The organism is uncultured Campylobacter sp. (genome assembly GCF_937997595.1).
Classification (GTDB): Bacteria; Campylobacterota; Campylobacteria; order Campylobacterales; family Campylobacteraceae; genus Campylobacter_B.
The window spans coordinates 1-24,178 of sequence record NZ_CALKTS010000141.1 but is presented as its reverse complement, the minus strand read 5'-3'; the positions used below and the strand labels follow the sequence as shown (position 1 = coordinate 24,178).

The 24,178-nt window shown below is 36.8% G+C and carries 29 protein-coding genes; 4 read left to right on the top strand and 25 right to left on the bottom strand.

Translation table 11 applies throughout. The features are described from left to right. Positions 1-97: 97 nt before the first annotated feature. The 18 genes from ssb to Q0614_RS04880 form a co-directional block, all read right to left on the bottom strand. A complete protein-coding gene (gene ssb / locus Q0614_RS04965; protein ID WP_298786960.1) occupies positions 98-517 on the bottom strand; it encodes a single-stranded DNA-binding protein in 420 nt (139 codons plus the stop codon). Then, on the bottom strand, positions 517-1,086 hold the full coding sequence (locus tag Q0614_RS04960) for a lytic transglycosylase domain-containing protein (RefSeq protein WP_298786958.1): 570 nt from the start codon (positions 1,084-1,086) through the stop codon (positions 517-519). Before Q0614_RS04960 ends, ssb begins: the two co-directional genes overlap by 1 nt. Then, positions 1,083-1,640, bottom strand: a complete 558-nt coding sequence (locus Q0614_RS04955) for an AAA family ATPase (RefSeq protein ID WP_297879983.1) — start codon at positions 1,638-1,640, stop codon at positions 1,083-1,085. Before Q0614_RS04955 ends, Q0614_RS04960 begins: the two co-directional genes overlap by 4 nt. A 2-nt stretch (positions 1,641-1,642) precedes the next feature. Continuing rightward, positions 1,643-2,923, bottom strand: coding sequence for a TrbI/VirB10 family protein (locus tag Q0614_RS04950; protein ID WP_298786957.1), 1,281 nt, complete (start codon positions 2,921-2,923; stop codon positions 1,643-1,645). Positions 2,924-2,925: 2 nt separating this feature from the next. Further along, positions 2,926-3,240 carry a hypothetical protein gene (locus Q0614_RS04945; RefSeq protein WP_298786955.1) on the bottom strand — a complete coding sequence of 105 codons (315 nt, stop codon included), beginning with the start codon at positions 3,238-3,240 and terminating at the stop codon, positions 2,926-2,928. A 101-nt stretch (positions 3,241-3,341) separates the two neighbouring features. After that, positions 3,342-4,265, bottom strand: a complete 924-nt coding sequence (gene trbG / locus Q0614_RS04940) for a P-type conjugative transfer protein TrbG (protein WP_298786953.1) — start codon at positions 4,263-4,265, stop codon at positions 3,342-3,344. Positions 4,266-4,274: 9 nt separating this feature from the next. Beyond that, positions 4,275-4,928, bottom strand: coding sequence for a VirB8/TrbF family protein (locus Q0614_RS04935; protein WP_298786951.1), 654 nt, complete (start codon positions 4,926-4,928; stop codon positions 4,275-4,277). 71 nt (positions 4,929-4,999) lie between these two features. Next, entirely contained in the window at positions 5,000-6,169 is a 1,170-nt protein-coding gene (locus Q0614_RS04930; RefSeq protein WP_298786949.1) for a type IV secretion system protein, read from the bottom strand. Positions 6,170-6,191: 22 nt separating this feature from the next. Next, positions 6,192-6,446: an EexN family lipoprotein gene (locus Q0614_RS04925; protein ID WP_297880810.1), complete on the bottom strand. Its 255-nt coding sequence runs from the start codon at positions 6,444-6,446 to the stop codon at positions 6,192-6,194. A gap of 46 nt (positions 6,447-6,492) precedes the next feature. Beyond that, positions 6,493-7,269 (bottom strand): P-type conjugative transfer protein TrbJ, encoded by a 777-nt coding sequence (gene trbJ / locus Q0614_RS04920; RefSeq protein ID WP_298786947.1) that lies wholly within the window; start codon positions 7,267-7,269, stop codon positions 6,493-6,495. 1 nt (position 7,270) lies between these two features. After that, positions 7,271-9,742 (bottom strand): conjugal transfer protein TrbE, encoded by a 2,472-nt coding sequence (locus Q0614_RS04915; RefSeq protein ID WP_298786945.1) that lies wholly within the window; start codon positions 9,740-9,742, stop codon positions 7,271-7,273. A gap of 15 nt (positions 9,743-9,757) precedes the next feature. Continuing rightward, positions 9,758-10,051 (bottom strand): conjugal transfer protein TrbD, encoded by a 294-nt coding sequence (locus Q0614_RS04910; RefSeq protein WP_297880816.1) that lies wholly within the window; start codon positions 10,049-10,051, stop codon positions 9,758-9,760. Next, positions 10,048-10,338, bottom strand: a complete 291-nt coding sequence (locus Q0614_RS04905) for a TrbC/VirB2 family protein (protein ID WP_297880818.1) — start codon at positions 10,336-10,338, stop codon at positions 10,048-10,050. The genes Q0614_RS04910 and Q0614_RS04905 overlap by 4 nt, the downstream gene beginning before the upstream one ends. A 12-nt stretch (positions 10,339-10,350) precedes the next feature. Next, on the bottom strand, positions 10,351-11,295 hold the full coding sequence (trbB, locus tag Q0614_RS04900) for a P-type conjugative transfer ATPase TrbB (RefSeq protein WP_298786942.1): 945 nt from the start codon (positions 11,293-11,295) through the stop codon (positions 10,351-10,353). A 219-nt stretch (positions 11,296-11,514) separates the two neighbouring features. Next, complete coding sequence (locus Q0614_RS04895) at positions 11,515-11,922, bottom strand: type II toxin-antitoxin system VapC family toxin (RefSeq protein WP_297880822.1); 408 nt, start codon at positions 11,920-11,922, stop codon at positions 11,515-11,517. After that, positions 11,919-12,713, bottom strand: a complete 795-nt coding sequence (locus Q0614_RS04890) for a replication/maintenance protein RepL (RefSeq protein WP_298786940.1) — start codon at positions 12,711-12,713, stop codon at positions 11,919-11,921. Before Q0614_RS04890 ends, Q0614_RS04895 begins: the two co-directional genes overlap by 4 nt. Positions 12,714-13,264: 551 nt before the next feature. Then, a complete protein-coding gene (locus Q0614_RS04885; RefSeq protein ID WP_298786938.1) occupies positions 13,265-13,516 on the bottom strand; it encodes a hypothetical protein in 252 nt (83 codons plus the stop codon). A gap of 14 nt (positions 13,517-13,530) precedes the next feature. Further along, positions 13,531-13,848: a hypothetical protein gene (locus Q0614_RS04880; RefSeq protein WP_297882447.1), complete on the bottom strand. Its 318-nt coding sequence runs from the start codon at positions 13,846-13,848 to the stop codon at positions 13,531-13,533. A 175-nt stretch (positions 13,849-14,023) separates the two neighbouring features. Between Q0614_RS04880 and Q0614_RS04875 the strand changes: the two genes are divergently transcribed. The 4 genes from Q0614_RS04875 (at position 14,024) to Q0614_RS04860 (ending at position 17,495) form a co-directional block, all read left to right on the top strand. Next, positions 14,024-14,404, top strand: a complete 381-nt coding sequence (locus Q0614_RS04875; RefSeq protein WP_298786936.1) for a DNA transfer protein — start codon at positions 14,024-14,026, stop codon at positions 14,402-14,404. Continuing rightward, the gene (gene traI, locus Q0614_RS04870; protein WP_298786934.1) at positions 14,370-16,490 is read left to right on the top strand and encodes a TraI/MobA(P) family conjugative relaxase; all 2,121 of its coding nucleotides are present in this window, start codon (positions 14,370-14,372) and stop codon (positions 16,488-16,490) included. Before Q0614_RS04875 ends, traI begins: the two co-directional genes overlap by 35 nt. Before the next feature lie 79 nt (positions 16,491-16,569). Continuing rightward, the gene (locus tag Q0614_RS04865; RefSeq protein WP_298786933.1) at positions 16,570-17,250 is read left to right on the top strand and encodes a ParA family protein; all 681 of its coding nucleotides are present in this window, start codon (positions 16,570-16,572) and stop codon (positions 17,248-17,250) included. Between the two features lie 29 nt (positions 17,251-17,279). Next, positions 17,280-17,495 carry a hypothetical protein gene (locus tag Q0614_RS04860; RefSeq protein WP_298786932.1) on the top strand — a complete coding sequence of 72 codons (216 nt, stop codon included), beginning with the start codon at positions 17,280-17,282 and terminating at the stop codon, positions 17,493-17,495. A 12-nt stretch (positions 17,496-17,507) separates the two neighbouring features. On the opposite strand, the gene Q0614_RS04855 is transcribed toward Q0614_RS04860, so the two are convergent. The 7 genes from Q0614_RS04855 to Q0614_RS04825 all read right to left on the bottom strand — a co-directional run bounded on the left by Q0614_RS04855 (position 17,508) and on the right by Q0614_RS04825 (position 24,089). Next, a complete protein-coding gene (locus Q0614_RS04855; RefSeq protein ID WP_298786929.1) occupies positions 17,508-17,906 on the bottom strand; it encodes a conjugal transfer protein TraM in 399 nt (132 codons plus the stop codon). Further along, on the bottom strand, positions 17,899-18,321 hold the full coding sequence (locus Q0614_RS04850; RefSeq protein ID WP_298786962.1) for a S26 family signal peptidase: 423 nt from the start codon (positions 18,319-18,321) through the stop codon (positions 17,899-17,901). The genes Q0614_RS04855 and Q0614_RS04850 overlap by 8 nt, the downstream gene beginning before the upstream one ends. Before the next feature lie 41 nt (positions 18,322-18,362). Next, positions 18,363-18,992, bottom strand: a complete 630-nt coding sequence (locus Q0614_RS04845; RefSeq protein WP_298786927.1) for a Fic family protein — start codon at positions 18,990-18,992, stop codon at positions 18,363-18,365. Then, positions 18,985-19,206, bottom strand: coding sequence for a hypothetical protein (locus tag Q0614_RS04840; protein WP_297882435.1), 222 nt, complete (start codon positions 19,204-19,206; stop codon positions 18,985-18,987). The genes Q0614_RS04845 and Q0614_RS04840 overlap by 8 nt, the downstream gene beginning before the upstream one ends. Positions 19,207-19,298: 92 nt before the next feature. Beyond that, positions 19,299-20,018 (bottom strand): conjugal transfer protein TraL, encoded by a 720-nt coding sequence (locus Q0614_RS04835; protein ID WP_297882433.1) that lies wholly within the window; start codon positions 20,016-20,018, stop codon positions 19,299-19,301. A 9-nt stretch (positions 20,019-20,027) separates the two neighbouring features. Further along, positions 20,028-21,851, bottom strand: a complete 1,824-nt coding sequence (locus tag Q0614_RS04830) for a type IV secretory system conjugative DNA transfer family protein (RefSeq protein WP_298786925.1) — start codon at positions 21,849-21,851, stop codon at positions 20,028-20,030. Between the two features lie 51 nt (positions 21,852-21,902). Then, entirely contained in the window at positions 21,903-24,089 is a 2,187-nt protein-coding gene (locus tag Q0614_RS04825; RefSeq protein WP_298786923.1) for a zincin-like metallopeptidase domain-containing protein, read from the bottom strand. Between the last annotated feature and the right edge of the window lie 89 nt (positions 24,090-24,178).

Here is a 24,178-nt window from a genome sequence, read left to right as displayed (position 1 = left end):
TTCCGATAGAGCAGCTTCTACAAAAGCTCCCAATTCTTCGGCAATGTCGGGGTCTACTTCGTATCCATATCCCTCTACGAGTTCTAAATCATTAAAATTATCCATTGTAAATTTCTTCTTTTTCGTCTATATATATTTGTCCTTGGTCTGGTATCTCATCAATTTCATCACTATTTTCAATATATTGCTGCCTTTTGGCCAATGTATCTTTTTTTGACATCCTAAAATCCAGTTCCTTTGCTATAATTTTATGCTTATAGTATCTTCTACCCTCATGATCCCAGCTTTCCTGCACAAGCTCGCCGGTAACGTCAAGAGTTGTCCCCTTAAGAAGATATTTATGCATGGCTTCCGCATAGGGCCCAAAAATATTTACATTGATAAAGGTGGATTTTTCGATATTTTTATAGTTTCTGTTGTTGGCGAGCGTAAAGTTACAAACGGCCGAGCCGTTATTTGTGTATCTTAACTCCGCATCCTCGGTCAAACGCCCTGCGATTACTATGTTGTTTGTCATTACTCGTCTTCCTTTCTTATGTATCGGTTGTTTTTTATTTCATATAGGCTCATAGATAAAGAAATTTTAGTATTTGATTTTTTGGCGTCGTTTAGTAAGTTGGTATATTGCACCGTTACCATATCCGATGAGGCATACTTATCGACGTAGCCGTTTTTAAAACCAAATTCTTTATTACCGGTGTTATAGATGCTTAAAGCTTGTGTTAGCCTCTCCTCTTCGCTTAGACCCTTGGCCGTGCTCTCATACGCCAAATAAAAAATATCACTTCCAGCTTTGATATTTTTGCAGCTATCCAAAAGATCGTCTATGCTGTAGTTAGCAAATAACGGACTTTGGAGATTGTTGGAGTTAAATTGCATAAGCCCTATATCTACGCTATATCCTTTGGCAATATAGTTTTCGGCCGTATTCTTTGCCTCTTGCTTATTTTTTGGTTTGAATGGGCCTATGCCGTTTACGTTGATCGCAAGCTCGTTATAGCCGCTTTCGACTCGGATAATAGCTTGGATAATGCTAGTATCTACATTTGGATTCTTACATGTATCTATAAAGGCTGCATCGATCATAGATGGATCCCCATAATATTTTTGGTTCTTTTGATTTTGTATATTTCATGATTTATTTTTGACATAATTTCCTTTAAATCGGTCTCCTGGCTTATGAATGTAAAGTTTTTATCTCTAAATTTGGCAAGGAGCTCCATTTCAATGGCCTTACTTTGTTCGTCCGTATGGATGCGGCCGCTTTGTGAATATTTTAAATTTTTAGGCCTTTTAATGAAGAAATTTATGCCCTCGTAGCCCCTATTGCATTCGTCGATAATCTTTTGGACCTTTTCTTTACAATCCTCTTTGGAGTAAATAAGCCCAAGCTCTATGGGCGAATCTGTTATGGCTATATCGTTGTTGATTAGCCCATCTTCCAAAAGCTGTTTTTGTCCGTTCGTAACGAAAATTTGATCCTGCAGCAAATGGGCCTTATTCTGTGCGATTAGGAACGTAGCGAATTCCGATACCAAAGAGACCGGCTTTTTGTTTTTTATAAATCGTTCATGCAGCTTCTTCGCCAGGGTTGTTTTTCCGGCGCAAGGACTACCGAATATGTTAATTACGATCTTCATATCTACTCCAAAGAAAGAGGCTCTAAAACTATGTCTTTAGTCACAAAAATATTAAATTTATATCCTGGCCTAATTTCTAAAGTAGGGGATATATTCATATTTTTTCTAATCATCTCAGAGGCTACCGCACCCATTTGTTGGATTGCTGCAGCTATCGCCTTATCGGCATTTGTTTCTTTATTGGAGTTGGTATTGGAGTGATCGGCCAAAGATATACCTGCCGTTATAGCCGACATCAAAAACGCAGATCCAAAAATCCTAAAGTAATGATTATCGACCTGATCTGTAAAACCGGAATAGCCGTCGGGGCTTGTTCCTTGCATATTTTCTATGTCAAGAGTATCGCCATTTGGAAAGATCAACTTATTCCATGCGATAAGTATTCTAGATTGGCCATAGATGATATTGCTAGAATAGGCGCCTACGACTTTCGTTCCTTGCGGGATCAGTAAATATTCGCCCGTAGCCGTATCGTAAACGTTTTGTGAGACTTGGGCTAATATTTGTCCGGGTAGATCCGAGTTGATACCAGTAATAAGGATAGCGGGGATTGTCCAGCCAGCTTTAATCTCGTAAGGACTAATTTGTTTTTGCTTAAGTTTCTCCAAATAACCTTCATTTTTCTTTTTAGCCAAAAATAATTCTGCCTTAGCGTCCTTGTCCACATCTCCCTCACCTGCAACGCCCGCTGCTTGTCCTGGCTGTAATCTTGACATCATTTGAATGTAATCGCTCAAAATATCATCTTGCGCGTTACGCGGCTGTTCACTTGGTTGCAAATTTTTTCTTTTCTCTTCATCCTTGATCCCAAGCTTAGAAACGCTTGTCATGGCCTTAAATTTTAGATCTTTTTTTAGCTTTAGTTCTTTTTTTATGTCGTCCTCTGAGTCTTCGTCTTGTAGTCGCGGTATGGATGGGGCCTGCTGTTGTGTCATATTTTTTGCAGCATTAGGATTTTTGTTTGCACCGTCTATGGTAGGTATCGCGGTGTTGGCTGTCGTATCGTTGGCCTCTATCGCATCGGTTCCAAATTTCATTTTTTTGGCGCTTTCCAGATCATCTATAAAATTTCCCACATCTTGATTTCTAGCTATCTGGCTTTGTTCTGATTGATTTTCGGCCGCTTGTTTTTGATTTGCTTGTTTTCTAGCCATTGCTGCATAAAATATTGCGAATAAGACTATGGCTGCCAAAAGCAAAAGGATGATTATGGGCACTTTAGAGAGTCTTTTGTTACCTGAAGAAGACTTTGTGGGAGAAGAATTTATATCCAGGACGCTCATTTTCAGCCTTTTAGTATCGTAGTATACGCAGTAGGTTCCAGTCTGCCGTTTCTAACGATGAAAATTCTATTGATTTTACTTTCATTGATATTGTATGTGGCAAAGACATTTTCTCCTTGAGTCTGAATGCGATAGCTTATAAAACTTAGATTTTTAACGTCAGGATTATCGCTTACACCAAAGCCTAAATTTCTGAGCCTATTTGTCAGATAATCATAAAATCCTCTATCCATATCGTCAGTGCTGATATAAATGATAGTGTTATTCGGCCGCAATGTTTCCGATATAAATTTAGCCATATCATCGGCTATTATCAAGTAACTAATTTCCTTATTCGCGGTAATACTCGAGTTGAAATACTTGGGATTTACGCTCATGCAGCCGCTAAAGATCAACGATAATACTAAAACTAAATTTTTCATTTGCCCTCTTTGTTGCGTAAAGATAAGTCGTAAAGGACGTTATTTACGATCTCTCGATTCGTTCTGTCAGATTTTTTACTTATAATGATTTTCTCTTGAGCGCTACCTATATTAGATATAAGGATGGCTTTATTAAAAAGCCTGTCAACTATATAGGTATCATACTTGAGCCTGTAATTTACTATATGCTTTTCTTTGCTGCTATCAAGGATCATCAGCGCCGGCGCCTCATAAAATTTCATGCTCTTTGGCATTTGTATATAGGTTTTCACGCCATCATTATAAACTCTAAGCGGTTTAAAATCGGCCTTCCCTTCTATGCTATAGCCAAAGTCTAAATTTTCTATATTTGTTGGAATTCTATCATCTCCAGTTTTATAGAAATCCTTTGATTGAGACTTTTCTTTCATTCTTTTCTGATAGTCTTTTAACGACTTTGTAATATCATCTTGATAATGAAATGATACTGCCGGTATAAAATTTTTAGCCCCAGAGATCAAATTGATATGATAAGTTCTTCTATTCGTCATAATGTTCAAAGTAGTCTGCAAATTTACGTCGGTAGGCTTGACGATGACGTGCGATACGGTTTCGGGCTCTTCGCCGCTAATACTAAGGCTAACTATCCAGCGCACGCTATCGCCGATCTGGACATCTTTAATAATTTCGCCTGGTTGAAGCGAAATATCCGTAAGTCTTAACGGTGCCGTCACTATACTCGGCATAGCTTCACCAAAAAGAAATACGACTTCGCCGTGTTTGCCGGCAGTAGTCGTGGTTCGCCTGTTGATCCATTTTTGGGCTATATCCAGGTCCTTTTTTTCTTTATCGGTTAAATTTGCAAAGTCTCTTTCGTCAAACGTATCACTTGCAATCATCGATATTGCGGTTATTGCACCTAAAAATAATAATTTTTTCATATATTTTCCTTATAAAATTTTTGCAAAATTTAGATCCGTGATAAAAATTCCCAAAGGATTTTTGAGTATCTGCTCTTCCGTAGTAGGTGTAATTTGTTTGATTTGAAAGAAACCCCGGTATGTTATTTCCGAAATTTTTTCTTCGCCTAAATTTGAGCTTGTTTCTTCCCATTCTACTTGCCAGGTATCCGCGTTTTGAGGCACGATGCTTTTAATTTTTACCCGGACATTCTCCGTTGCCGACTTTTCAAATGGATTATTCTGCTTAAAATAGTCATTGATAAAGCCATAGGCCTTTGAATTTGGCTCTAAATAAGCATATGCATCAAATATGAATTTTTTCTGTGTTTCTACGTTCCCCCAGATCGATCGCCAAGAATAGACGAAAGTATTGAGGCTATATTTTATAACGTTGGGGTTTTTTAGATCGATGTTTTGAACTATGCCGACTTTGCCGGTATTACCGAGTTTATCAACCTCGATAACGTATGGGATGAGCTTGCTTTGTGTAGATGTATACCCCAAAAACAAAATACATACAAACGCAATGATCAAGGATAAAAAAGCTATGATCTGCCAGTTTCTGCGTTGCGAGATGTAGTCTCCATAGCGCTCAAGCCATTCCGTTTTGGCGTTAAGATACGGATTAGTTTCATTTTTCATTGATTACCTTTTTGTGTTTAGACATTATTACAATGTTATAATAATGTCTAAATAATGTTATTACAATATTATTAAGCATTATTTACTCCGGATACATAAGGTTCATCGTTGCTTGCAGCATCTGAGGATCCTGACGATATGGTTCCGCTTGAGCTATCCGATGATGCGGAAGTGGCTGCTTTGATCTTTTCTTGAAGCCTATTTGCTATATCATTCGGCATACGGCCTCTTGAGAGATTATCTCGTAAATGTTCCCCTGCTGTAGTAGCAAGATTTTTGGCAACGCCTTTTATCATATCCATGCCGCTACCTTTTCCGCCCTCTGCAATATGTAGGTCTTTTGCAGCCTGTATGGCTCTTGTAGCGCCTATAGCTCCCGCTGCGGCGCCCACTGCCATACTACCAGTCATAGCCATTACCTGCTTAAATCCTGAGGCACCTGTTGCAGTATCTCCTATACCGCCCTGAAAAACGGCCTCTATAGCGCTAGAAACCATTTTTGTGATTATGGTAAATATTAGGGCAGTTACTAGAATTTGAATTATTGATGTTCTAGTTATGCCATTAAACATTTCGAGATATGAATCATTCATAATCCTAAACATTAGTCTCATTAAGCTTTGTAGCATAAAAACTTCTATACCTACTTTTATAAACGACAAAATAGGATTGAAGCCCATGCTTTTGAAATGTTCGATACCGCTAATCGCCAAAGAAAAATATGTAATTACTACCATTAAGAAAAATTTTATATAAACTATCATTAAATCTATTGCCATAAAAGCGAATGCTACAAGCATCAGTAGCGCTGAAATTATTTTTAAAAAACTTTCTGGTATATTTAAATCTATAGAATTGATAATTATCATAACTATGCTAATAGCCTGGGAAAGAACAGTATTGGGAGTAATCGGAACAGAATTTTGATTTACTTTGCCCGAAAGTGCCACAAAACCTTCGAAAAGCCACTTAGTCCATTTTTCTACATCAAATAGAAAAATTATAATTCCAATAAATATGATCTTTTTAATAAGTGTAAAAACAAATTCACCAAATTCGAAGCCAGTAAGCGCCATTTTCCCGAAAGTCCAGGTTAAGTCTATAACTACTAAAGCGGCAAATATCCACATACAAGCCGTTTTTATAGTTGGCTGCCAAGACAATATACCCGAGCGAATTAAGCTTAAAATTCCATCTGAATTTTCGACTCCAAAACACGCCGCAGGAATTAAGATCAGCAAGAGAGCTGATCTTAATAAAAAGCTATTCGTATTTGAGCGCGTTAGGGTCGGATTTTCCTTCCCACGTATTTGTGCCGGCTTCTGTAACAAATTTGGCATTAGAACAGTCTTCTTGCTCATTTTTACTCATTCTTTCTTTTTTTGCGCATTCTTGAACTTTTACTTTAGCTTCTTCTACATGTTGTTTGTAATAATCCCTTGTTTTTGGCTTCTCCTCACAACCTGTTAGAAAAATAAAAGCACCTACGGCCAACATACTGACAATTACCTTTTTCATTGCAATTCTCCTTTGCATAAAATTGAAAACAAGCAATTATAATAAATTAAAATTTGATTGCATTTAAATCCGACTTCCCTTCCCAATCGTTTTTTCCTTCTTTCATTTTTTTGCTTTTGGCGTCTTGCAAAATTTCTTTGTTATTTTGGGCCGAAAGATAATTGGTTATGGCATTAGCCTGCGTCATTAAGGTAACTCTAAGCCTTCTTGTTTCATCAATTTGATATGCCATGAGATCATTTCCAGCCTGCAGCACTTCTAAATTTCCTTTTGAGTTAGCCGATCTCTCTTTAAGCTTTTTGACAATAGCTTCTTCGCTATCGAAATCTTTTTCTTCAAGCTCTAATTTTTGGAGAGTGCCTTTTAAGGTATTTTGATTTGCTTTTGTAATATCTCTATAGCGTTCAGCAAAACTTTTACCACGATCTTCTTCGTTGGATGCGCTTGCCATATCACCATAATATCCTTCAAAATCCTTATAGTGTTTGTCAAAAATCTCACTTACATTTCCCATGTCGTAGGAAATGGCTTCGACGGACGAATACACGTTTTTCATCTTATAAAGCAAAGCACCCAAATTTTGCCAATCATACTTTGAAAGATTTTGCAAATTTTGAGTCTGCATTCTTACCATTTCCATTTGCTGTTGCAGTTGCCGCGCCAACTCCTGATAATGTCTTGCTTGCTCTGCATAGTCTTTTGCCTGGCTCAAAACTTGAAGAATATTTTGAGCAAAGTTAGAAGGGTCAAATACAGTTATGGCTCCTAAATTGCTCATCAGCATTGCCGATACTGCACCAGAAATAAAAATTCGTCTAGTCATTTTAAGCTCCTTTAGCTATTTTGTAATTTTGATAAGGTTCATAATTTATGCCCCTCTCATTAAACCAAGTATAGGCCCAGTTCTTTTGATCTTTAGCATATAGCTCCTGAATACGCCTGACTGAATTTTTATCATTGCAAGCAGTAAGAGCCAGATTCATTCGACCCAATGCCATATTAAAAAGTCTCGTGCCTAGCGGTGAAACAAAATAATATTCTTGCTTAGGTATGGCATTATTAATGGCTGAAATTTGAACGTCATTGAGGCCGAATACCTTATAGAAATCATAAGGTCCCAAAGTATTGTCGCTGCCCTTGTTAAACGCTTCATTGTTTGGTAAAAATATCTTAGTCGGGCAGCTTTCTTGCAATATATCAAGTATCCCACTTTTTGCGCTATCGCTCAGGCTTTGAGTGGCCATTACGACAAGGCAATTCGCTTTTCTGAGAACTTTTAGCCATTCTTTGATTTTCGCTTTAAAGGCGGGATGTGCTAAGGCGATCCATGCCTCATCTAAAATGATGATCGCGGGGCTTCCGTCCAAAGCTTGCTCTATTCTATAAAACGAATAAAGCAGCGTCGGAATTATATTTTGATCTCCTAAATTCATTAAATTTTCTATTTCAAAGCACGTTATGCGTGATAGTTTTAACCCGTCGTTTTCCGCATCGAGCAAAAAACCGGCGGGCCCAGATACCGTATAATGACTAAGCGCATCCCGCAGTTCCTGATCCTGTAAATTCGAGATAAATTCCGTAAGAGATCTGGAATTGGTATCTACATGCGAAAGCATAGCCTCATGTATAGATTTTTTATGTTTTGGCGTGATCGTTACGTTTTGCAGTTTTAAGCAGGTTTCTATCCAGCTTTCGGCCCAGGTTATTTGATTTGGTGTTTTGATATTGCTAAGAGGGGCGAACGCCAAAGAGGAATCATCTCCTGCTATGTCATAATGAATACCGCCCGTTGCGAGCGTTGTAGCCATTAGGCTTCGCCCTTTATCAAAAGCGAATATTTTAGCATTGGGGTATTTTTGAAAATTTAAAAGTATATTTGCCAATAATACCGATTTGCCTGCTCCCGTAGGGCCAAAAATCAAAGTATGCCCCAAGTCGCCGACATGCAAATTGATCCTAAATGGAGTCGCTCCATGCGTCACAGTTTGCATAAGAGGCGGGGAGTTCGGTGGGAATTTATCGCTAGGATTATATTTTTCGCCCGCCCATATAGCGGAAAGAGGAAGCAAATGGGCTAGATTTAAAGTATTTAAAATTGGGCGCCTGATATTTGGATAAACAAACCCCGGAAGAGAGCCTAAATATGCTTCTACTGCGTTTATATCCTCAACTCTAGCCATAAAACCTAATTTTTCAAGACTTGATTTTACCTCTTTGATGTTATCTTCCAACTTATCGACATTTTCGTTAAAAATCACTATATTTGCTGAATAATAACCGTAAGATACGGATCCATCGTTTGCTTCAGCTATAGCGTTATCAAGCTCCGCTACCATTAAAGTGGCGTGCTCGTCCAATTTTCTAGTAGGGCGATCTAGCAGTTGATCTAACCACCCTCTAGTCTTTTGCTGCCATTTTTTGCGATATTTATTCAGCTCTTTTAAGGCCTCATACCTATCCATGAAAATAAACCGGGTATTGAATCTATAGTCAAAATTTAGCTGCGTAAGAGCATTCAAAATGTTTGGATAGCTTTCGCTCGGAAAGCCATCTATAGCGATAACGCCTATAAATTTATCTTCTATTTTAGGGCGCATTCCAGTTTGGAATTCTTTTGCACCGATCAAACAATCTAGATACATTGGCGCATTGGGCAAAATGACCTTTTGGCGCTCTCCGCATAGACAAAAATTGATGTATTCGAGCATATCATCCATTATAGTTTCATTGTTCATCTCATCGATCATTACTCTTTGTCTCATGGGCTCTATTCTTATGAAGTTAGCTAAACTTCTTTCGATATCGGATAACTGATTTTTAAAATATTGCAAAAGCTTGGCATTTTGCGATTTAGCCGCATCTCCTTCATCAATAACCATCAAATCTGAAATTTTAGTAACATTTCGATTGGGCGGGAGATATGTAAATATTATTGAGAATATATTCTCATAATGCTCTATATTCTCAAAATAGCTTCTTCGTTCATTTTCTAAAATTTGGGCTATAGGACTTTGATAATACGTTCGGCCATCCATATAGTTTTCAACTCTGATCCTCGAGCAATCGACGTGGACCGCCCAACCATTCCCGAGCCGTGTGAGTATAGCATTTATCCTAGCGTTTAAAGAATTTCGATCGTTGAGGGTCATAGAGGATATATCACCAGCACGATAATAGAAACCGGCTGTTAAACTGCCGTCTTTATTTAGCAAAATCCCGTCGTCTATGAAGCTCGCATAGTTAAGAATATCCGGAAGCGCTTTGGCTTTGCTTCTGAATTCTTTAAGCGGTAGCATAATTGTCCCTTACCATCACATACAAAAAGGCGTCGATCGCGCGCGATAAAAATTTTTATACTTTGTTTGGCGTATAAAAATCTGCCGCATTAAAGGATCGCTCTTAGCCATGAGCCGTAATAAGAAGCTGCAAACCACCAAAAGAAAAATACCTAAAAGCGTCGTTACTATCGTAAGCCCCGTAAAAATTAGCGCAGCGCTTATAAGCCCATTGAATAAAATAAGCTCTCTATCGGCGCCCATTATTAAATTCGGTTTATTGAGGGCCGAATAAATATCGACCCTGGCTAATTCCTCTGTCGCGCTCATATTAATAGACCCTTGGCACTAAACATATTCATTATGTTCGTTCCGCTAATGATAACGGCAATGACGAGGACGATGTAGATCATTGTTTTAATAAATCCGCTTAACTCGCCGCCCCATATCAAACCGGCTCCGGCTGCTACTATGCCAAGAAGTGATATACCGAATGCAACTGGTCCCGTGATACTCTGTTTGATAGTTTCCAACGGGCTTTCCCATGGAAGTCCCGTAGTCGTAGAAGCATAAGTAAGACAGACACCCAACACCAAAAACAAAATTATTTTTTGCATGTTTTTCCTTTTTTAAATTTGCTTGATTTCATATTTTTCACTTTCTTTGTCATATCCCAAAACTTGGATGATCTCTTGAATCTTACGTCCTTCATTCGTTTTGGCGATAAATACGATTAAATTTACGGCTTCGGCGATTAGCTTACTCATATTCGTATTGCTAACTTCTGCAATTAACTGCTCCAGCCTTATTAGTCCACTATATGCCGAGTTTGCGTGCACCGTAGCGATACCGCCCGGGTGCCCGGTATTCCAAGCCTTAAGAAGATCCAAAGCTTCTTTACCGCGCGTTTCTCCTACTATAATACGATCCGGGCGCAGCCTCATTGTCGCTTTAAGCAGCCTTAACATATCGGCTTTGTCTCCGGCCCTTAGTATTACTTTGTTTTTTGAAGAGCATTGAAGCTCCGCAGTATCTTCTATAATCACAATCCGATGTTCCGGGGTATATTTTGAAATTGCGTCTATGACAGCATTTGCAAATGTCGTCTTGCCACTACCGGTGCCGCCGACAATTAGGATATTAAGGCGTTCATTTATAGCCTGAATGATTTTTTCCTTTTGACTTTTTGTCAGAATTTTAGAATTTTCATAGTCTTCGAGAGTAAAAATTTTAATAGCTTTTTTTCTAATGCTAAATGTGGGATTGGCTACAACAGGCGGAAGTAATGCCTCAAATCTTGAGCCATCAAGCGGAAGCTCACACTCTAATATAGGGTTTTCGACGTTGACTGTTGTATCTAGGAAGCTGGCCACGGAGGCTATAATGGATTTGGCCTTGGCCTGCGAGAATTCGCCGAGGCATTGCATATTTTCGCCAAGCCTCTCTATCCAAAGTAGGCCATCTGAATTTAACATAAGCTCAATAGTTGATTGGTCTTCAAGTAGTTTTAAAATTTCATCGCCAAATTCGCGTCGAATTTTTACGATGATCCTTTCGGCATATTCAGCGTTCATAGCTGATATCCCAAAGTAAAAGTGTGTAGTGGCGGCTGTTTCGGGTTAGGCTTTTTTCGCCCCCCCCCCCCCAATTTTAGGGGTTATGAAAAGCGGCATTCGTTTTGCTCCAATCAATAAATTCATAACGTTATTATAATATATTATAGACAAAAAGTAAAGTGCATGGTATTATTTTTTGAGACAAATTCAAAATTATTGAAAAAATTTGTTTCATTTTTATGGAAAATCATAACCCTTAACGGGTATAGCTATTTGTGGGAAATTTACATCCGATGTGTATATAACCACACACGATTCTTTCTCGGCACAAAAGTATTGCAGATAATCTTCAAAGTCGCCTTTATATCTTTTGTAGCGACTGCATGCATTTCTTATAGCTTGAACACCAAAAGAAGCTATTATTATTGAGGGCTCAAAAGTTAGCTCTTCAAAAATACTAATCAATGCGTCTATATCGCTATTTCGACATATATAAGCTATGTCGGATAAGGAATTTTCACTGATGACTATCTTGTGGTTATCCTTTAATAAACTCTCTACCAGATCTTGTGCCTTTTGATGGTTTGGTCTGGTGCTTTCTAAAAAGTCTATCATCACATTGGTATCAAGGAATACGTTGCTCATTCATTTGCTCCAAATTTTTCTTTTGCTCTTTTGGCTCTAATATCCTTAGCTGTTATATCCGGGGGGATTGCTCCGTTGAGGATCCCCGAAAATTTTAACAAGCCCATAGCGGGTTTTTTATGCTTTATAAAAGTAGGTGTATTAAATAAATTTGGCTCCTCTTTTGTAGTATTGTCAGCAAAAAGACCTACATTGGAGTTTTCTACTAAAGTTATATCTTGAGTGGCTCCCTTTTCTGTAACGGATATTTCATGGTTAATTACAGAATAGTTTTGAGGATTCTCCAAAATATCCTGCCCCTCTGAATCTACAGACGTCGCCGAAATAGTAGCTGTAGCCTCTTTTTTCTTGAAGTCAAATTCTAGTTGTAGATTCTGTCTCAATTTGACAATATCTGTCCACTTTCCTTTGCCAAAGACATAAGGATTCAGATAATATCCAGTCGTTTCATCTGGAATTTTAACCAAAATTTCCTTTTCAACTAGTCCTTTTATTGATTTAGAAAGTGTAACCCTATGTATGCCGCATAAAGCCTCAAGCTTCTTCCGGGTATTTGGAGAGACATCTATGCTATTCCTGAAAGTAACAAAGTTATTTAGCATGGCAAAGAGCACCTTAGCTTCCATATTGTCCAATCTATTCAATGACCCCATGCTGTTTGTAAAAAACATGATAAAATCGTCAGTAGAATCGTATTTAAAGACCCGGCGATTTTCATATTTTGATACAGCGCCGGTCCTAGGATCTAAAACTTCTGTAACTCCCTCAAAAACTTTCGTTCTTTCAGCCATGTGCCATCACCTCCATGCTAATATTTAGACTACACTATTATACTCCATGATAAAAATTTTGTCAATATAAAAACTACAATTTTGTCAATATGAAAATAACATTTATGTAAAAGAACGGCTACAAAAATGTAACGAATTTCGACAAAAATGTCAAAAAATGGCTACATCGGTAGAATGTGCTTAAAGCCCCATGGCAACGGGCCTAGAACGCATTTTTTTAAGGGTTTTCTCTATACTTATATTAAGACGAAAAAATTTTTCCCTAAAAAGGTAAATCAAAAGTAAATAAATTTACTTTTGAACTTTTATTGCGCCGCACATAGATTTTTTCGCTAACGCTCAAAAATCAAGCGGCGATCTTCACACTCCAAAAAGGAAAAATACTATAGACGATTTATTTTAAGTTTCGAGCTAGTTTTGACCAAATTTAGTCATATTCTTAAGCGGATTTGGCTATTTTAAGCTTTGAAAACTTAAATTTGTTAAAACACTTTTTTAAAAATGCCCTAAAATAGGCATCGTAGATCTTTATCTATTGAAAACCATTATTTTCATTTTTTAATAATTTTTATATACTTTGAGCCATTGCGATCTAAGTCTACAATTTGGATGTCGTTGGCGCCTCTTGGACTAAGTATAGAATAGGATCTATCTCCAGCTTCAAACTCTATCCCGGCGTCATTTTTCCAGAAATTCGATTCAACATGCTGGCCCATATAAATTCCTATAACCCAAGCCCAGAAAATTGCTCCTAGGTATGCTATGATCTTCATAGTTTTTACCATTTTGTCTTCTTTTATCATTTTTTAGCCTTTTTTTATAATATATCGTCTCTTGTAAATTTTTTACCAAACATAGGATCAAAATTTTTCTTTGATCCAGTTGAAATTTTTAGTCTAACTGGTTCAGTTTCAGTATTATTTCTTATAATTTCAATATTACTATTGATTTTTTCTTTTGGAGTTTTAAAAGTATCGTTAAAATATTTATTGAATTGTTTGTAGGTCATTTTTATATTTTTATATTTTTTGGCTTTTTCATATAAAAATTTTGATACTACGATGCCTGCTTCAAATTCTTCTTGTAAGAAATTTAAAATAGCGTAAAATTCGATTTTTGCTTCTCCTTTTTTCATTTTGATCCACCTTTTCTATAAGTTATTATAAGTAATTATTGGTTATTTTATAATTTTCTTGCTTAATAACTGATAATGAGCTATAATCCTTTTGGAGTTTAGGACAGGATATGCAAATGTCGAACATTTGCTAAGGTTTATCGCACAAGTGCTCTAAACGGGAGGATGCGCCAAAATGAATAAAACGAAAAGAATAGCAATCAGAGTAAGTGAAAGCGAATATGAAGCATTAGTAGAAAAAGCGAGCGGATACGGGCTTACGATTTCTAGGTTTTTACGTGATCTTTCTATGAATTACCCGGTTACCTGCATCGTAGATCAAAAAGTGGCGCATGATATTTTAAATGTAGCCGGGGATCTTGGAAGGTTAGGCGGTCTTTTTAAGCATTGGTTAGTTAAAAATGAGGATACTAAAGCCAGCTTCTCCGCCAAAAGAAGCTATGAGGATATTGATAAAGTAGTAGATCAAATTCTAGATTTGCAACAACTTCTGAAAGATCAGGTTTTGAGGATTTTTAAGAATGATAGTCAAAAAAGTGATATTCAAAAAGCATAAATCAAATTTTAAGGCACTTTCCGAGTATATTTTAGATGTAAAAAACGATGGTGCCAAGGTTTTATTTGAATATATGCTCGATCAGAATAACGGAATGGAAAAGGTAGAGGCATATAACTTTTCTAATTGCTCTTTCGAAAATCAAGAGGATAACATAGCTGAAATTTTAAATACTCAAGCGCTAAATACTACGTCAAAACAAGATAAAACTATGCATCTAGTGGTTTCTTTTCAAGAGGATGAACACCTGAGTTTTGAAGTTATGAAATCCATAGAAGTCGAGCTTATGAAGGCTCTGGGTATGGAAAAACATCAGCGCTTGAGCGTAGTTCATTCCAACACCAATAACTTACATATGCATATAGCCGTGAATAAAGTAGATCCTGACACTCTGAAAGTGAAAAATCCATATAACGATGTCAAAATTTTGCAGGAGACGGCCATAAAGCTTGAAAGGAAATTTGGATTAAAAATTGATAATCATATCTCGAGTAATGATAAAGGTCAAAACAAATATAATAAACATACGATGTCGTGTGATTTTGAGACATGGGTTAAAACTAAGCTTAATGCCGAAGTATCTATGCTCTTGGCTGCCAATAAGACAACTTTTCAAGATTTAAGAAGGTGCTTAGCTAAGTATGATCTGGAATTTCGCGAAAGAAGAAAGGGGTTTGTAATATCAAGTAAAAGTGAAAAGCTATTTTGTAAAGCCAGCAGCGTTCATAGGGAATTGTCCAAGCAAGCTTTAGAAAAGAGATTTGGAAAAAATTTAAACTTGAAGCCGACTTTTGAGATTGAAGAGAAACAGCCGACAAAGAGTAAATTTAATAAATTTGAAGGCATGCCAACCCATCCTCTTTATGAAAAATATAAAGAGGCAGATGAGCAAAGGCGAAAAAAGCTTAAGCTGGGACTTGACTTTATAGAGCTTAGAAGGAATGAACTTAATAAGTTGGTAAAATCATCAAATTTTGATAAAAAAACAATAATTTATTCAAAAACGCAAAGAGCGCTGCTTAAAAATAAAGTAGGCAAACTATACAAAGAGTATAAAAAGCGTTCTTTCAGGGATTTTTTACTTGATGAAGCGCTTAGTGGAAACCAGGAAGCTATCCGTATGCTTAGGATAACTAAACCTAAATTTGATTTATCTGAGAATACTTTATCCTCTAAAACAGACAAAGCACAAATTTTTGAAGACGCGGATTTTATTAGTAAAGAGGGGTATATCGTTTATAAGGGTAACGGTAAAAGTAAAATTATAGATAAGGGACAATTTATTAAAATTTCAATGCTGGAAGACGACAGGGAGCTTCTGTTGAAATCATTATTGGTATCTATGGAACGCTTCGGAAAAAATTTAAATATAACAGGTAACGATAAATTTAAAAAGGATGTGCTTGATATAGTAAATGAGTATAGCCTAAATGTAGTATTTAAAGATCAGTCCATGCAAAGTATAAATATTGCCAACCAAAACCAAAAAACAGAGCAGCAAGCCAGGTTAAAAATCAAAGAGGCCGTCGATTTAAAAATTAAAATTTTAAAGCAAGATAAAAAAGTAAAGGATATTGATAGGCAAAGGGGAATAAAAAATTTAGAAAAATTTAGAAAGAAATTGTCTAAAATTAGAGCAAATATTTTTGCCGGCGACTTTAAAAGGTTAGGTGTATCCGCTGACGTCGCTGATCAAATGAATACGATACCTGTTAAAATTCAAGTAGATGGCTTTTTGGTAAATAATAAAAATTTTAATGGACTATTGGCCATGAATACTGAAATTGAAAAGAGACTAGAGCAAAACAACAATATTAAAGAGTTGGAAAGATTTAGAAAATTTTTATACGTGTTTAATAAAGATGGTAAGGTTGAAGATATTGCTAAGGGATTTTATGAGAATAGAAACGTGGACGTGGATCAATATATTAAAGAGTATGGTATGGAAGAGAGCAAATTGGATAAGCAAGCTAATGCGATAGATTTAGGAAATTCCAAAAACTATGACATAGTAAATAAAATCGTAGCGGAGATCCAAAAGGGATATACAAAAGAGTTAAAGGATCAAATCAAGATTAATATATGAATATAAGTAGTATTTTAATGTTATATTAATATTATTTTGATATGATAAAAACATTAATATAACATTAAAAGGATATTGTATGGTAATCTCTATCGTCAATGAAAAGGGCGGCAGCGGCAAAACGACTTTGGCTGTAAATTTAGCCGCACGCTTAGCCGAAGATGGCGACAATGTTTTATTGATCGATGCCGATCCACAAAGATCGACTGAGGTTTTTTCAGATATGCGCAGTCAGGGCAATCTAAGCCCACTTTTTAGCAGCGTATCTAAAACCGGCTTAAGCTTGGGGGATGAAATAAAACGTATGCAAGATCATTTCGATGCTATAGTGATCGATACGGGAGGAAGAGATAGTAAGGAAATGAGAAAAGCCATGTTAAATTCCAACATTATCATTATTCCTACTATACCTTCTCAATATGATGTGAGAGTATTGGACCATATGCTTGATATATATGGCGAAGTAAGGGAGCTTAATGAAAATTTACTTGCTTTGGTGTTGGTAAATAGAGTATCGCCTAATCCGTTTTTAGTTAAAGAGCTGCAAAGCCTAAGAGAATATATCGACGAGGCTAAAAATGATAGAAATTTAAGCGATTTGGTGTTAATGGATAGCGTGATCTACGAACGCCAAGCATATAAAAAAGCCGTCATAGAGGGAAAGAGCATGAAAGAGTTTTGTAAAAATGGTGATAAAGCAATAGCCGATTTCGAAGAATTTTATTCAGAATTATTAAGTGCTGCAGAAAAAAGATTTTAAAATTCGTAAATCATGAGAAAGGATAACTAATGGGTTTTAAAAGAGCAAGCGGTAATGTAACACCGGAGGAAAAATTTGTTGATTCTGCACGTGGTGAAACATCACAGAGAAAGAAAAATCTAAAAAGAGATAAAACTTTTCAGATATATTTTACAGAAGATGAGCTTGATAGGGTGCGCACGGAGGCTCAAGATTTAGGTATGGGAGTCAATCAATATATTAGGTTTAAAATTTTTAGCAAGTAATTTTTTAGATTATCAGATTAAGACACCAACTAAAAGCCCCATAAGTAGAAGAATAATCTGCGATATCATAAATATAAAGATATGATTTTTGCTTATTTGGTATTTTTCTTCTTTTGGGCCTTCTGGTTGTTCTATTTTTTCTTGTTTGCTTTCTGAGAATTTAAGATTTTGCGCAGCAATGGTCCGCAGGATCTCTTTGTTCGTTTCAATGTATTCTTTTAACTCTCGTGATATATTAATTTTAAAGCTTTCAAGGTCCGCTTTATGTTTGATAAATAGATTATCGACTTTATTAATATATTCGTCAAAGATCATCTCGTTTGCGCTGACAACAGCTAAAATCGGATCGGCTTCATCCAGTATAATATGATGTTTTTTGGCTATTTCGTCAATAAGTTCTTTTTTATCCATTGCTGCTGCCTTTAAAGATTAATACGGGTTTGATCTTTTTGACCCGGCTTTTATTAATGTCGATTGCTCCAAAATATCTGCTATCAAAGCTCTTTGGGTGTTCTCCTACGACAAAAATTTCATTTTTTTCTAAAATTCTATTCATTGGTGTAAAATTTAATCTTTCCTGGTGACTGCCAAACTCGAATACTTTAGTATTTTTTATTGAAATACCATTAATATGAACGCCTTCCCTATTGGTATTTACCAAATCCCCGGCTGTTGCAGCTATTTTTTTTAATAAGAAGCCATGTGTAATATTAGAATAGAGTATTACTAAGTCATTTTTTTGAAAATTGTTATCTTGGTATAATCGATATAATCCAATTGGCATCGACTCAGTATAATTTATTATTAAATCAAATTTGTAAAAAATAGCGCTTAAGGCGAATAAAATTGCAATGATTGCAAGGGTTATTACTTTAATCTCAGGCCCCTACTTTGTTCGAGATCTAAATTTTGTCTAAATCCTCTAAGATTTGACTTAATAAGCGTCTCAAGTTTAGTATTCTTGCCACTCATAGCGTCTATACATGCCGCTCTCATTCTCTCTTTAGTAATCAAGTCTAGATCAAGCTTGTAACCAATATTCTTGGCCAGATCCCTCAAAAAGAAACGCTGCGTTCTGCCGTTGCCCTCTCGGAATGGGTGGAGAGCATTGAGATCGGACATAAAATTTGCCATATTTTTTGCCAGCTCATTTATATCTTTGGCGTTTTTAAAAAAGTCTTGTTCCTTCAGCTTCGTAAAAATTTTGTCAGCCTCTTTAGGAATAAGTTCTCCTCTACAAAAAGATGAGTCTTCTTTCCCGAAAAAGCCGTAAATCCCCATATCGGCTCTATCTTTACCGGCCCACGAATAGACGTCTCTAAATAGAAAAAAGTGTATAGCCTTTAAATGATCGTATCCAAGATTGCCACGTGGAGGCATAAATTTAAGAAGCTCAACCCTTTTTGAAACTATACTTCGCTCTTTACGGAATAGCTCATCAAGGGTTTTTGCTCCGATCTTATTACTCTCCAGCAGTCTTAAATCAAAATCATTCATTGATAACTCTCTTAATCAGCTCTTCCGCATCGGCTCCATTGTGAATTGCGACCAAATCTTTAATATCTCTTTCGTTCAAATACATGTCCTCGATAGCAAAGCCACGGATTGTAGAATTTACGCTTTCATATTGTTCCCTAGTCAGCTCGCTTTTATATTTTTTAAGTATCGCCAAGCTCTCTTCTAGACTATAGACCTCTGGATATTCTTGCATGTTTTACTCCTTTAAATGATTTATTGCCATTATACCGAAATAACATTATAATAAGCTTATAGTAATGTTATTATAATGTTATAATCACATTACTATAATATTATTTCTAATTGCTTAAAGGCCTTATCTCTATAAATTTTTAACCTTTGTTTGCTCATTAAGGAAAAATCCTTATCGCTCATTGCTTCGTCAAAGGTTAAATTCTTAGATGTTAGTTCCAAAAGGTCCTTACCGAAAGTGTCCTTGCTAAGGGTGCTAAGATATATAACGGCCTTAATGTGTTCTTTAATGCTTTTATATTGCTCGCCTTCTTCAAATTCTAAGCCATTGTTGGAAATTGGTCCATGATATTCGTTTATCCATACTATAAAATCACATTCAAAAATATTAACTAGCTGCACTAACCCAGAAATTGTTTCGCTTTGAGCTTGTCCGCCTACGATCGGAACATGCATATAGACATTCGTTTTGTTACTTTTCAAGTATTCGACTATCTCATTTTCTTTAAGGTAATCTATTAGTGGTATAAATGTCGTAGCCCCACTGTCTATAACATAGTTATCGCTCTTTTTTTCAAAAATATGCTCTATGATTTTGTCAAATACCCTAACATCTAGTTTCCCGTTATCATCGATCAGCTGCAAAAATTTGGCTTTTAGGGCTTTGATGTTGTAGAGCGTAGTATTGTTTGGATCCGTATCAATAGCCACTACGCTTTGCTTTTTACTGAGTAAATACTGCGCCAGAAGCGAGCTTATAAAACTTTTACCGATCCCTCCCTTTCCATTTAGCACGAAATGAATGTTTGACATTTTTTTCTCCTATAATAAAATTTTGTCCGGATTTACCGGTGGTAGCTTAGTGCGCTGCAAAAATGCTTCGTCTTGAAAATACAAAATTTGCTTTCCGTAGATAGGAGCATTACCGGCTATAAAAATAACCATATCTCCAGCTTCTAGGATATCGCCTTTTTTATCTTTTTTGGCAGGCTTGATTCGCATACATTCATCTGGGGTCATAAGTGGACGCTGCACTTCTTGATATATTTCGCTTACATTCCCCAACATTACAGAGGTTCTTTTACCAGATACCGTAATTTGTTTTTTGATTATAGTTGTGGTTCCACTCATTTCCGATAATGCTTTGGCGGTTTCTAATTGATTGGGCGCGAATGCAATCCTTACATTGCAATTTGAGATTATACTTTCATCTCTTCCATAGGCCCCGTAAAGCTGTTTTAGGTCCTGTATGCTTAGTAAAAATTTTATACCATACCCCGCAGCATAAGCTAAATTTTCCTCTATAGTAGAAATTTTGCCGAAAATAGGCAGCTCATCCCCCAAGAAGAGTAATCTATGTTTATAACTTGCTACCTGTTGGCCGTCTTTAAATTTAAGTTCTTTGTCGGTTAGCTTTCTTAAAATTTGATTTATTATAAGATTAAATAGGGGCTTCAAGCGGTTCTTATCGCCGGTAGGCAATACAAGGTAAAGACTTATCGGCTTATCGTAATTCATCAGGTCATCTATCTTAAAATCACTCATATTAGTGTTTTGTGCTATGATAGGATCTGCATATAAATTTAATACCTCTGAGGCGGTGCCTCTTACACCGCTTAATTCCTCAGAAGCTTTGCTTTTCATAGAACCGGCAGCCCTTGATATAAAATCTTTCGTATCGATATTTATATCATCAAAATCGCATTCCGACATATCCCCCAAAAGTAGATCCAGGCTGTTTTCAGGATCATTTAAAAATTTATATAGATCGCTGAAGCCGGGAGTTGTCTTTCCTTTACTTTGCCTTAGATAATAAGTAAAAAGTATGAATGCGGCGAGGAAAGCGGCAGCCTCATTTCTAAAATAGTCGGCTGAACCAGTTTTAGGATCGTTCGGAGGGGTCTCTCCCTTGTAGACAATGTTTATGGCTATATTTTGTGCATCTTTGATTTCATATATGGTTCGGTATCTGATTTCTTCTAGTATATTGAATCTTGTTGCACTACCGTCTATACATGTCGGATCAAATTTTAATATGACGTTGTTTGCATATTTTTTACGCCAAGCCGCCGTTAGATTGTAAAGTTCTCTTTTGATATCTGTGATAATTACGGAGTCAGCCCATGAAAGCAATGTCGGCACTATAATGCACACCCCCTTTCCGCTGCGTGTAGGAGCAAAAACTATGATGTGTTCTGGGCCGTTATGTCTTAAATATTCTATGACTTTGTCTCGTTTATAACCTCCTATATATACTCCTTTATTATTTTCTAAAATGCCCATTTGTTTGATCTCTTCTAAATTTGCCCAGTGAGCCGAGCCGTGTAGATCTTCTATTGGCTTGCCTTTTCTTAAAAAAGTTAATCGTATGACTGCAAACATTAGAAAGCTAATGGCCGCACCAAAGGCCATTAAAGCAAATAGTTTATTAAAAAGATCCGGGTAAAAATTGTAATACTTAAAACTCCAAGTAATCCAAGCAAACGGAAAATAAAGTCCGTATGCCATAGTTTCGCCTAAGGCTGGCGAATAATTAAATTTGTATGCCAAAAATTGTGTTGCTATAATGCTTAATATAAGAAAGCATATAAAAATGCTAATTAGGGCATAAATAAACACCAAAAACTGATTAGTTTCTTTTTTCATTTCAATATCTTTCCAATATTATTTTAACATTTAAATATCATCATTATAATATTATAATGATATTGAAATGTCCTTATTCGCTTTAATTTCTTGCTTTAATTCTTTATCATTTCGCATAGTCTTTTTTAGATGAAGTTCTTTAGAAATTTGTTCTTTTATTTGCTTTTTAACCTCTTCTAGACCGCGACTCTTCATCAAATCGTTAAAATCACTAAGTCCTCGCCTTGCCTCTTCGTTACTAAAATTCGGCAACGCTACCAAAACGTCTTTATGTTTGTTTTGAATGGCTAAAGCCGTATTCTTACCTACGTTGGGCTTATTTTCAAATTCTCTTTTAATATCGTTATCCGCAGCTATCATAATTTGCATCTTTGGATATTTTTCCTTGATCGACGTTACAATAATCTCTAAATTTCCAGCATCAACCCCCATAATAGTTGGTTTTTTCATTGCTTCATATACGCTGGCAGCAGTGGCAAAGCCCTCACAAAGAAAAACCTCTTGCACGTTATTTAGGCTTTTGGCTCCTAGCAGGAAGAAATTACCATGCTTTTTTGCCGGGTATTCTATGCCTTGCTCCTTTTCTTCTTTTGTTCGCATGGCACCTATCATTTTATCCCCATTGGCAAAAATTCTTTGTGTGGCCCAATATTTTCCCTCGATGTCTCGTAGAGGTACTAATAAATTTCCGTGCTCGTCCTGCTTAAGGTAAAAATTTTTATCAAAACCTTTATTTTGTAAATATTTATGTCGCGGATTGGCCCATTTGGCGCCGTTATATTCATTTTGGAGTTTTATAGCCGTCTTTTCATAGGCGCTTGAAAGTTCCGTTTCTCTTTCTTGCCTTAAGACCCTGGAGGTCTCAAGGGCATTTTTTATGTCTATTTCTTGTTTTTTGGCGTTATTTACCGAAAACGCGCTTTTCCAGTTCTCTTTATAGCCGGTTTTAAAATTTTGTATATGGCCGGCCGGATGGCCGTTCAAAAATCCGACGTAGGCGCCGCTCTTTTGCTGCCCTCTATCGTTTTGCACGCTTACGCGGTGTAGCTTTCCATCCATTATCGGCTCTCCTTCTATTAAAAGTCCAGCCGCTTCGAGGGCTTTTTTAAATTCTGCAGTAACGCTCATATCATTGCTTATAGTATTTTCTTTCGCATTCAACCAAGGAGACAATTTAGTTAAATCTGCTCCTTTTGGAGCATACCACATCTTGGCCTCCCTATCCCATTTTGCTCCGGCGTCTTTTGCAATATCCTTTTCCAAAAATGGAACGTATAAGTAGGTTTTTTGCTTAGCCATGTCTAGCTCCTTCGTGCTTTTGATATCAAGCCGGGTGTCTATTTGCTGCTTTTGCTCCAAAGATAAAGACTGTAAAAAATCTACGATCTTCGTGGCGTCGGACGTTGCTTTCAAAATCTCACTCGGATGATCCTGCAAAATGCTTACCCAGCTATCGATATATGATAAATGCTGCTTCGGATCATAATCTAGCCCTATTTTACCATTAAATAGGAAACTGGCGATCTCGGCTCTAAGTTCTTCTTTGGCGTATTCTTTTGAGCCAAACGGATTATTTAGTTCCCTATTTAACCTAGTTTCGTGTCCGCTCCAATGCCCGAGCTCGTGCAAGGCCGTTGCATAGTATGCGCCCTCGCTCATAAATTGCTCTTTTTTGGGCAAAACTATCTCGTCTAGCTTCGGCGAATAATAAGCCGTATTACCATAGTGCCTAATCGTTGCTCCGGAATCGGCTAAAATTTTTTCGGCTTCCTGTATGATTTCAAATTTTTGTCTTATGGGTTTTATCTCGAGCTTTGGCATATTGGCTATTTGTTCGGCATTGAAGACGTTGGCAAAAAACACTTTAGGATTTTCGAGCTTTACCTCTATCTTTTCCACTTCACCCCGATCGTTTATAATGGGGTTGCCGTTTTGATCAAGCCTATCTACGAGCTCTGAAAATTGCCAATACTGGATGAGTGTAGATTTTTCTCCTCGTTTTACTTGAGCATTTATACTTTGGGCTTGCTTATACGTTAGCCACCTAGGGTCACTATGCCCTTCGAGCATTAAATTTATACTATTGATCCCGTTGTAGTTTTTTCCTGTAACCGGATTGTATGGAAGCGTATTTTGTAACTCTTCGGCCTTCCACGGCTTGATCCATGGTGCGGTTCCGTTTTGCAGCGCGTCGATAATATGATCCGCAGTCTGCCTTATCCAGTCTTTATTTTTCATCGCCTTGTTCCTGTATCGCTTCCTTCGCATCATCTTCCGATAGAGCAGCTTCTACAAAAGCTCCCAATTCTTCGGCAATGTCGGGGTCT

Coding starts and splice junctions, on each gene's coding strand:
- trbJ (WP_298786947.1), bottom strand. CDS start 7,269: ATGACTAGACGAATTTTTATTTCTGGTGCAGTATCGGCAATGCTGATG.
- Q0614_RS04840 (WP_297882435.1), bottom strand. CDS start 19,206: ATGCAAGAATATCCAGAGGTCTATAGTCTAGAAGAGAGCTTGGCGATA.
- Q0614_RS04835 (WP_297882433.1), bottom strand. CDS start 20,018: ATGTCAAACATTCATTTCGTGCTAAATGGAAAGGGAGGGATCGGTAAA.
- Q0614_RS04825 (WP_298786923.1), bottom strand. CDS start 24,089: ATGAAAAATAAAGACTGGATAAGGCAGACTGCGGATCATATTATCGAC.
- Q0614_RS04935 (WP_298786951.1), bottom strand. CDS start 4,928: ATGAAAAATGAAACTAATCCGTATCTTAACGCCAAAACGGAATGGCTT.
- ssb (WP_298786960.1), bottom strand. CDS start 517: ATGACAAACAACATAGTAATCGCAGGGCGTTTGACCGAGGATGCGGAG.
- trbB (WP_298786942.1), bottom strand. CDS start 11,295: ATGAACGCTGAATATGCCGAAAGGATCATCGTAAAAATTCGACGCGAA.
- Q0614_RS04890 (WP_298786940.1), bottom strand. CDS start 12,713: ATGGCTGAAAGAACGAAAGTTTTTGAGGGAGTTACAGAAGTTTTAGAT.
- Q0614_RS04960 (WP_298786958.1), bottom strand. CDS start 1,086: ATGATCGATGCAGCCTTTATAGATACATGTAAGAATCCAAATGTAGAT.
- Q0614_RS04875 (WP_298786936.1), top strand. CDS start 14,024: ATGAATAAAACGAAAAGAATAGCAATCAGAGTAAGTGAAAGCGAATAT.
- Q0614_RS04865 (WP_298786933.1), top strand. CDS start 16,570: ATGGTAATCTCTATCGTCAATGAAAAGGGCGGCAGCGGCAAAACGACT.
- Q0614_RS04910 (WP_297880816.1), bottom strand. CDS start 10,051: ATGAGCGCGACAGAGGAATTAGCCAGGGTCGATATTTATTCGGCCCTC.
- Q0614_RS04855 (WP_298786929.1), bottom strand. CDS start 17,906: ATGGATAAAAAAGAACTTATTGACGAAATAGCCAAAAAACATCATATT.
- Q0614_RS04860 (WP_298786932.1), top strand. CDS start 17,280: ATGGGTTTTAAAAGAGCAAGCGGTAATGTAACACCGGAGGAAAAATTT.
- Q0614_RS04905 (WP_297880818.1), bottom strand. CDS start 10,338: ATGCAAAAAATAATTTTGTTTTTGGTGTTGGGTGTCTGTCTTACTTAT.
- Q0614_RS04950 (WP_298786957.1), bottom strand. CDS start 2,923: ATGAGCGTCCTGGATATAAATTCTTCTCCCACAAAGTCTTCTTCAGGT.
- Q0614_RS04955 (WP_297879983.1), bottom strand. CDS start 1,640: ATGAAGATCGTAATTAACATATTCGGTAGTCCTTGCGCCGGAAAAACA.
- Q0614_RS04885 (WP_298786938.1), bottom strand. CDS start 13,516: ATGATAAAAGAAGACAAAATGGTAAAAACTATGAAGATCATAGCATAC.
- traI (WP_298786934.1), top strand. CDS start 14,370: ATGATAGTCAAAAAAGTGATATTCAAAAAGCATAAATCAAATTTTAAG.
- Q0614_RS04845 (WP_298786927.1), bottom strand. CDS start 18,992: ATGAATGATTTTGATTTAAGACTGCTGGAGAGTAATAAGATCGGAGCA.
- Q0614_RS04880 (WP_297882447.1), bottom strand. CDS start 13,848: ATGAAAAAAGGAGAAGCAAAAATCGAATTTTACGCTATTTTAAATTTC.
- Q0614_RS04925 (WP_297880810.1), bottom strand. CDS start 6,446: ATGAAAAAGGTAATTGTCAGTATGTTGGCCGTAGGTGCTTTTATTTTT.
- Q0614_RS04830 (WP_298786925.1), bottom strand. CDS start 21,851: ATGAAAAAAGAAACTAATCAGTTTTTGGTGTTTATTTATGCCCTAATT.
- trbG (WP_298786953.1), bottom strand. CDS start 4,265: ATGAAAAAATTATTATTTTTAGGTGCAATAACCGCAATATCGATGATT.
- Q0614_RS04915 (WP_298786945.1), bottom strand. CDS start 9,742: ATGCTACCGCTTAAAGAATTCAGAAGCAAAGCCAAAGCGCTTCCGGAT.
- Q0614_RS04895 (WP_297880822.1), bottom strand. CDS start 11,922: ATGAGCAACGTATTCCTTGATACCAATGTGATGATAGACTTTTTAGAA.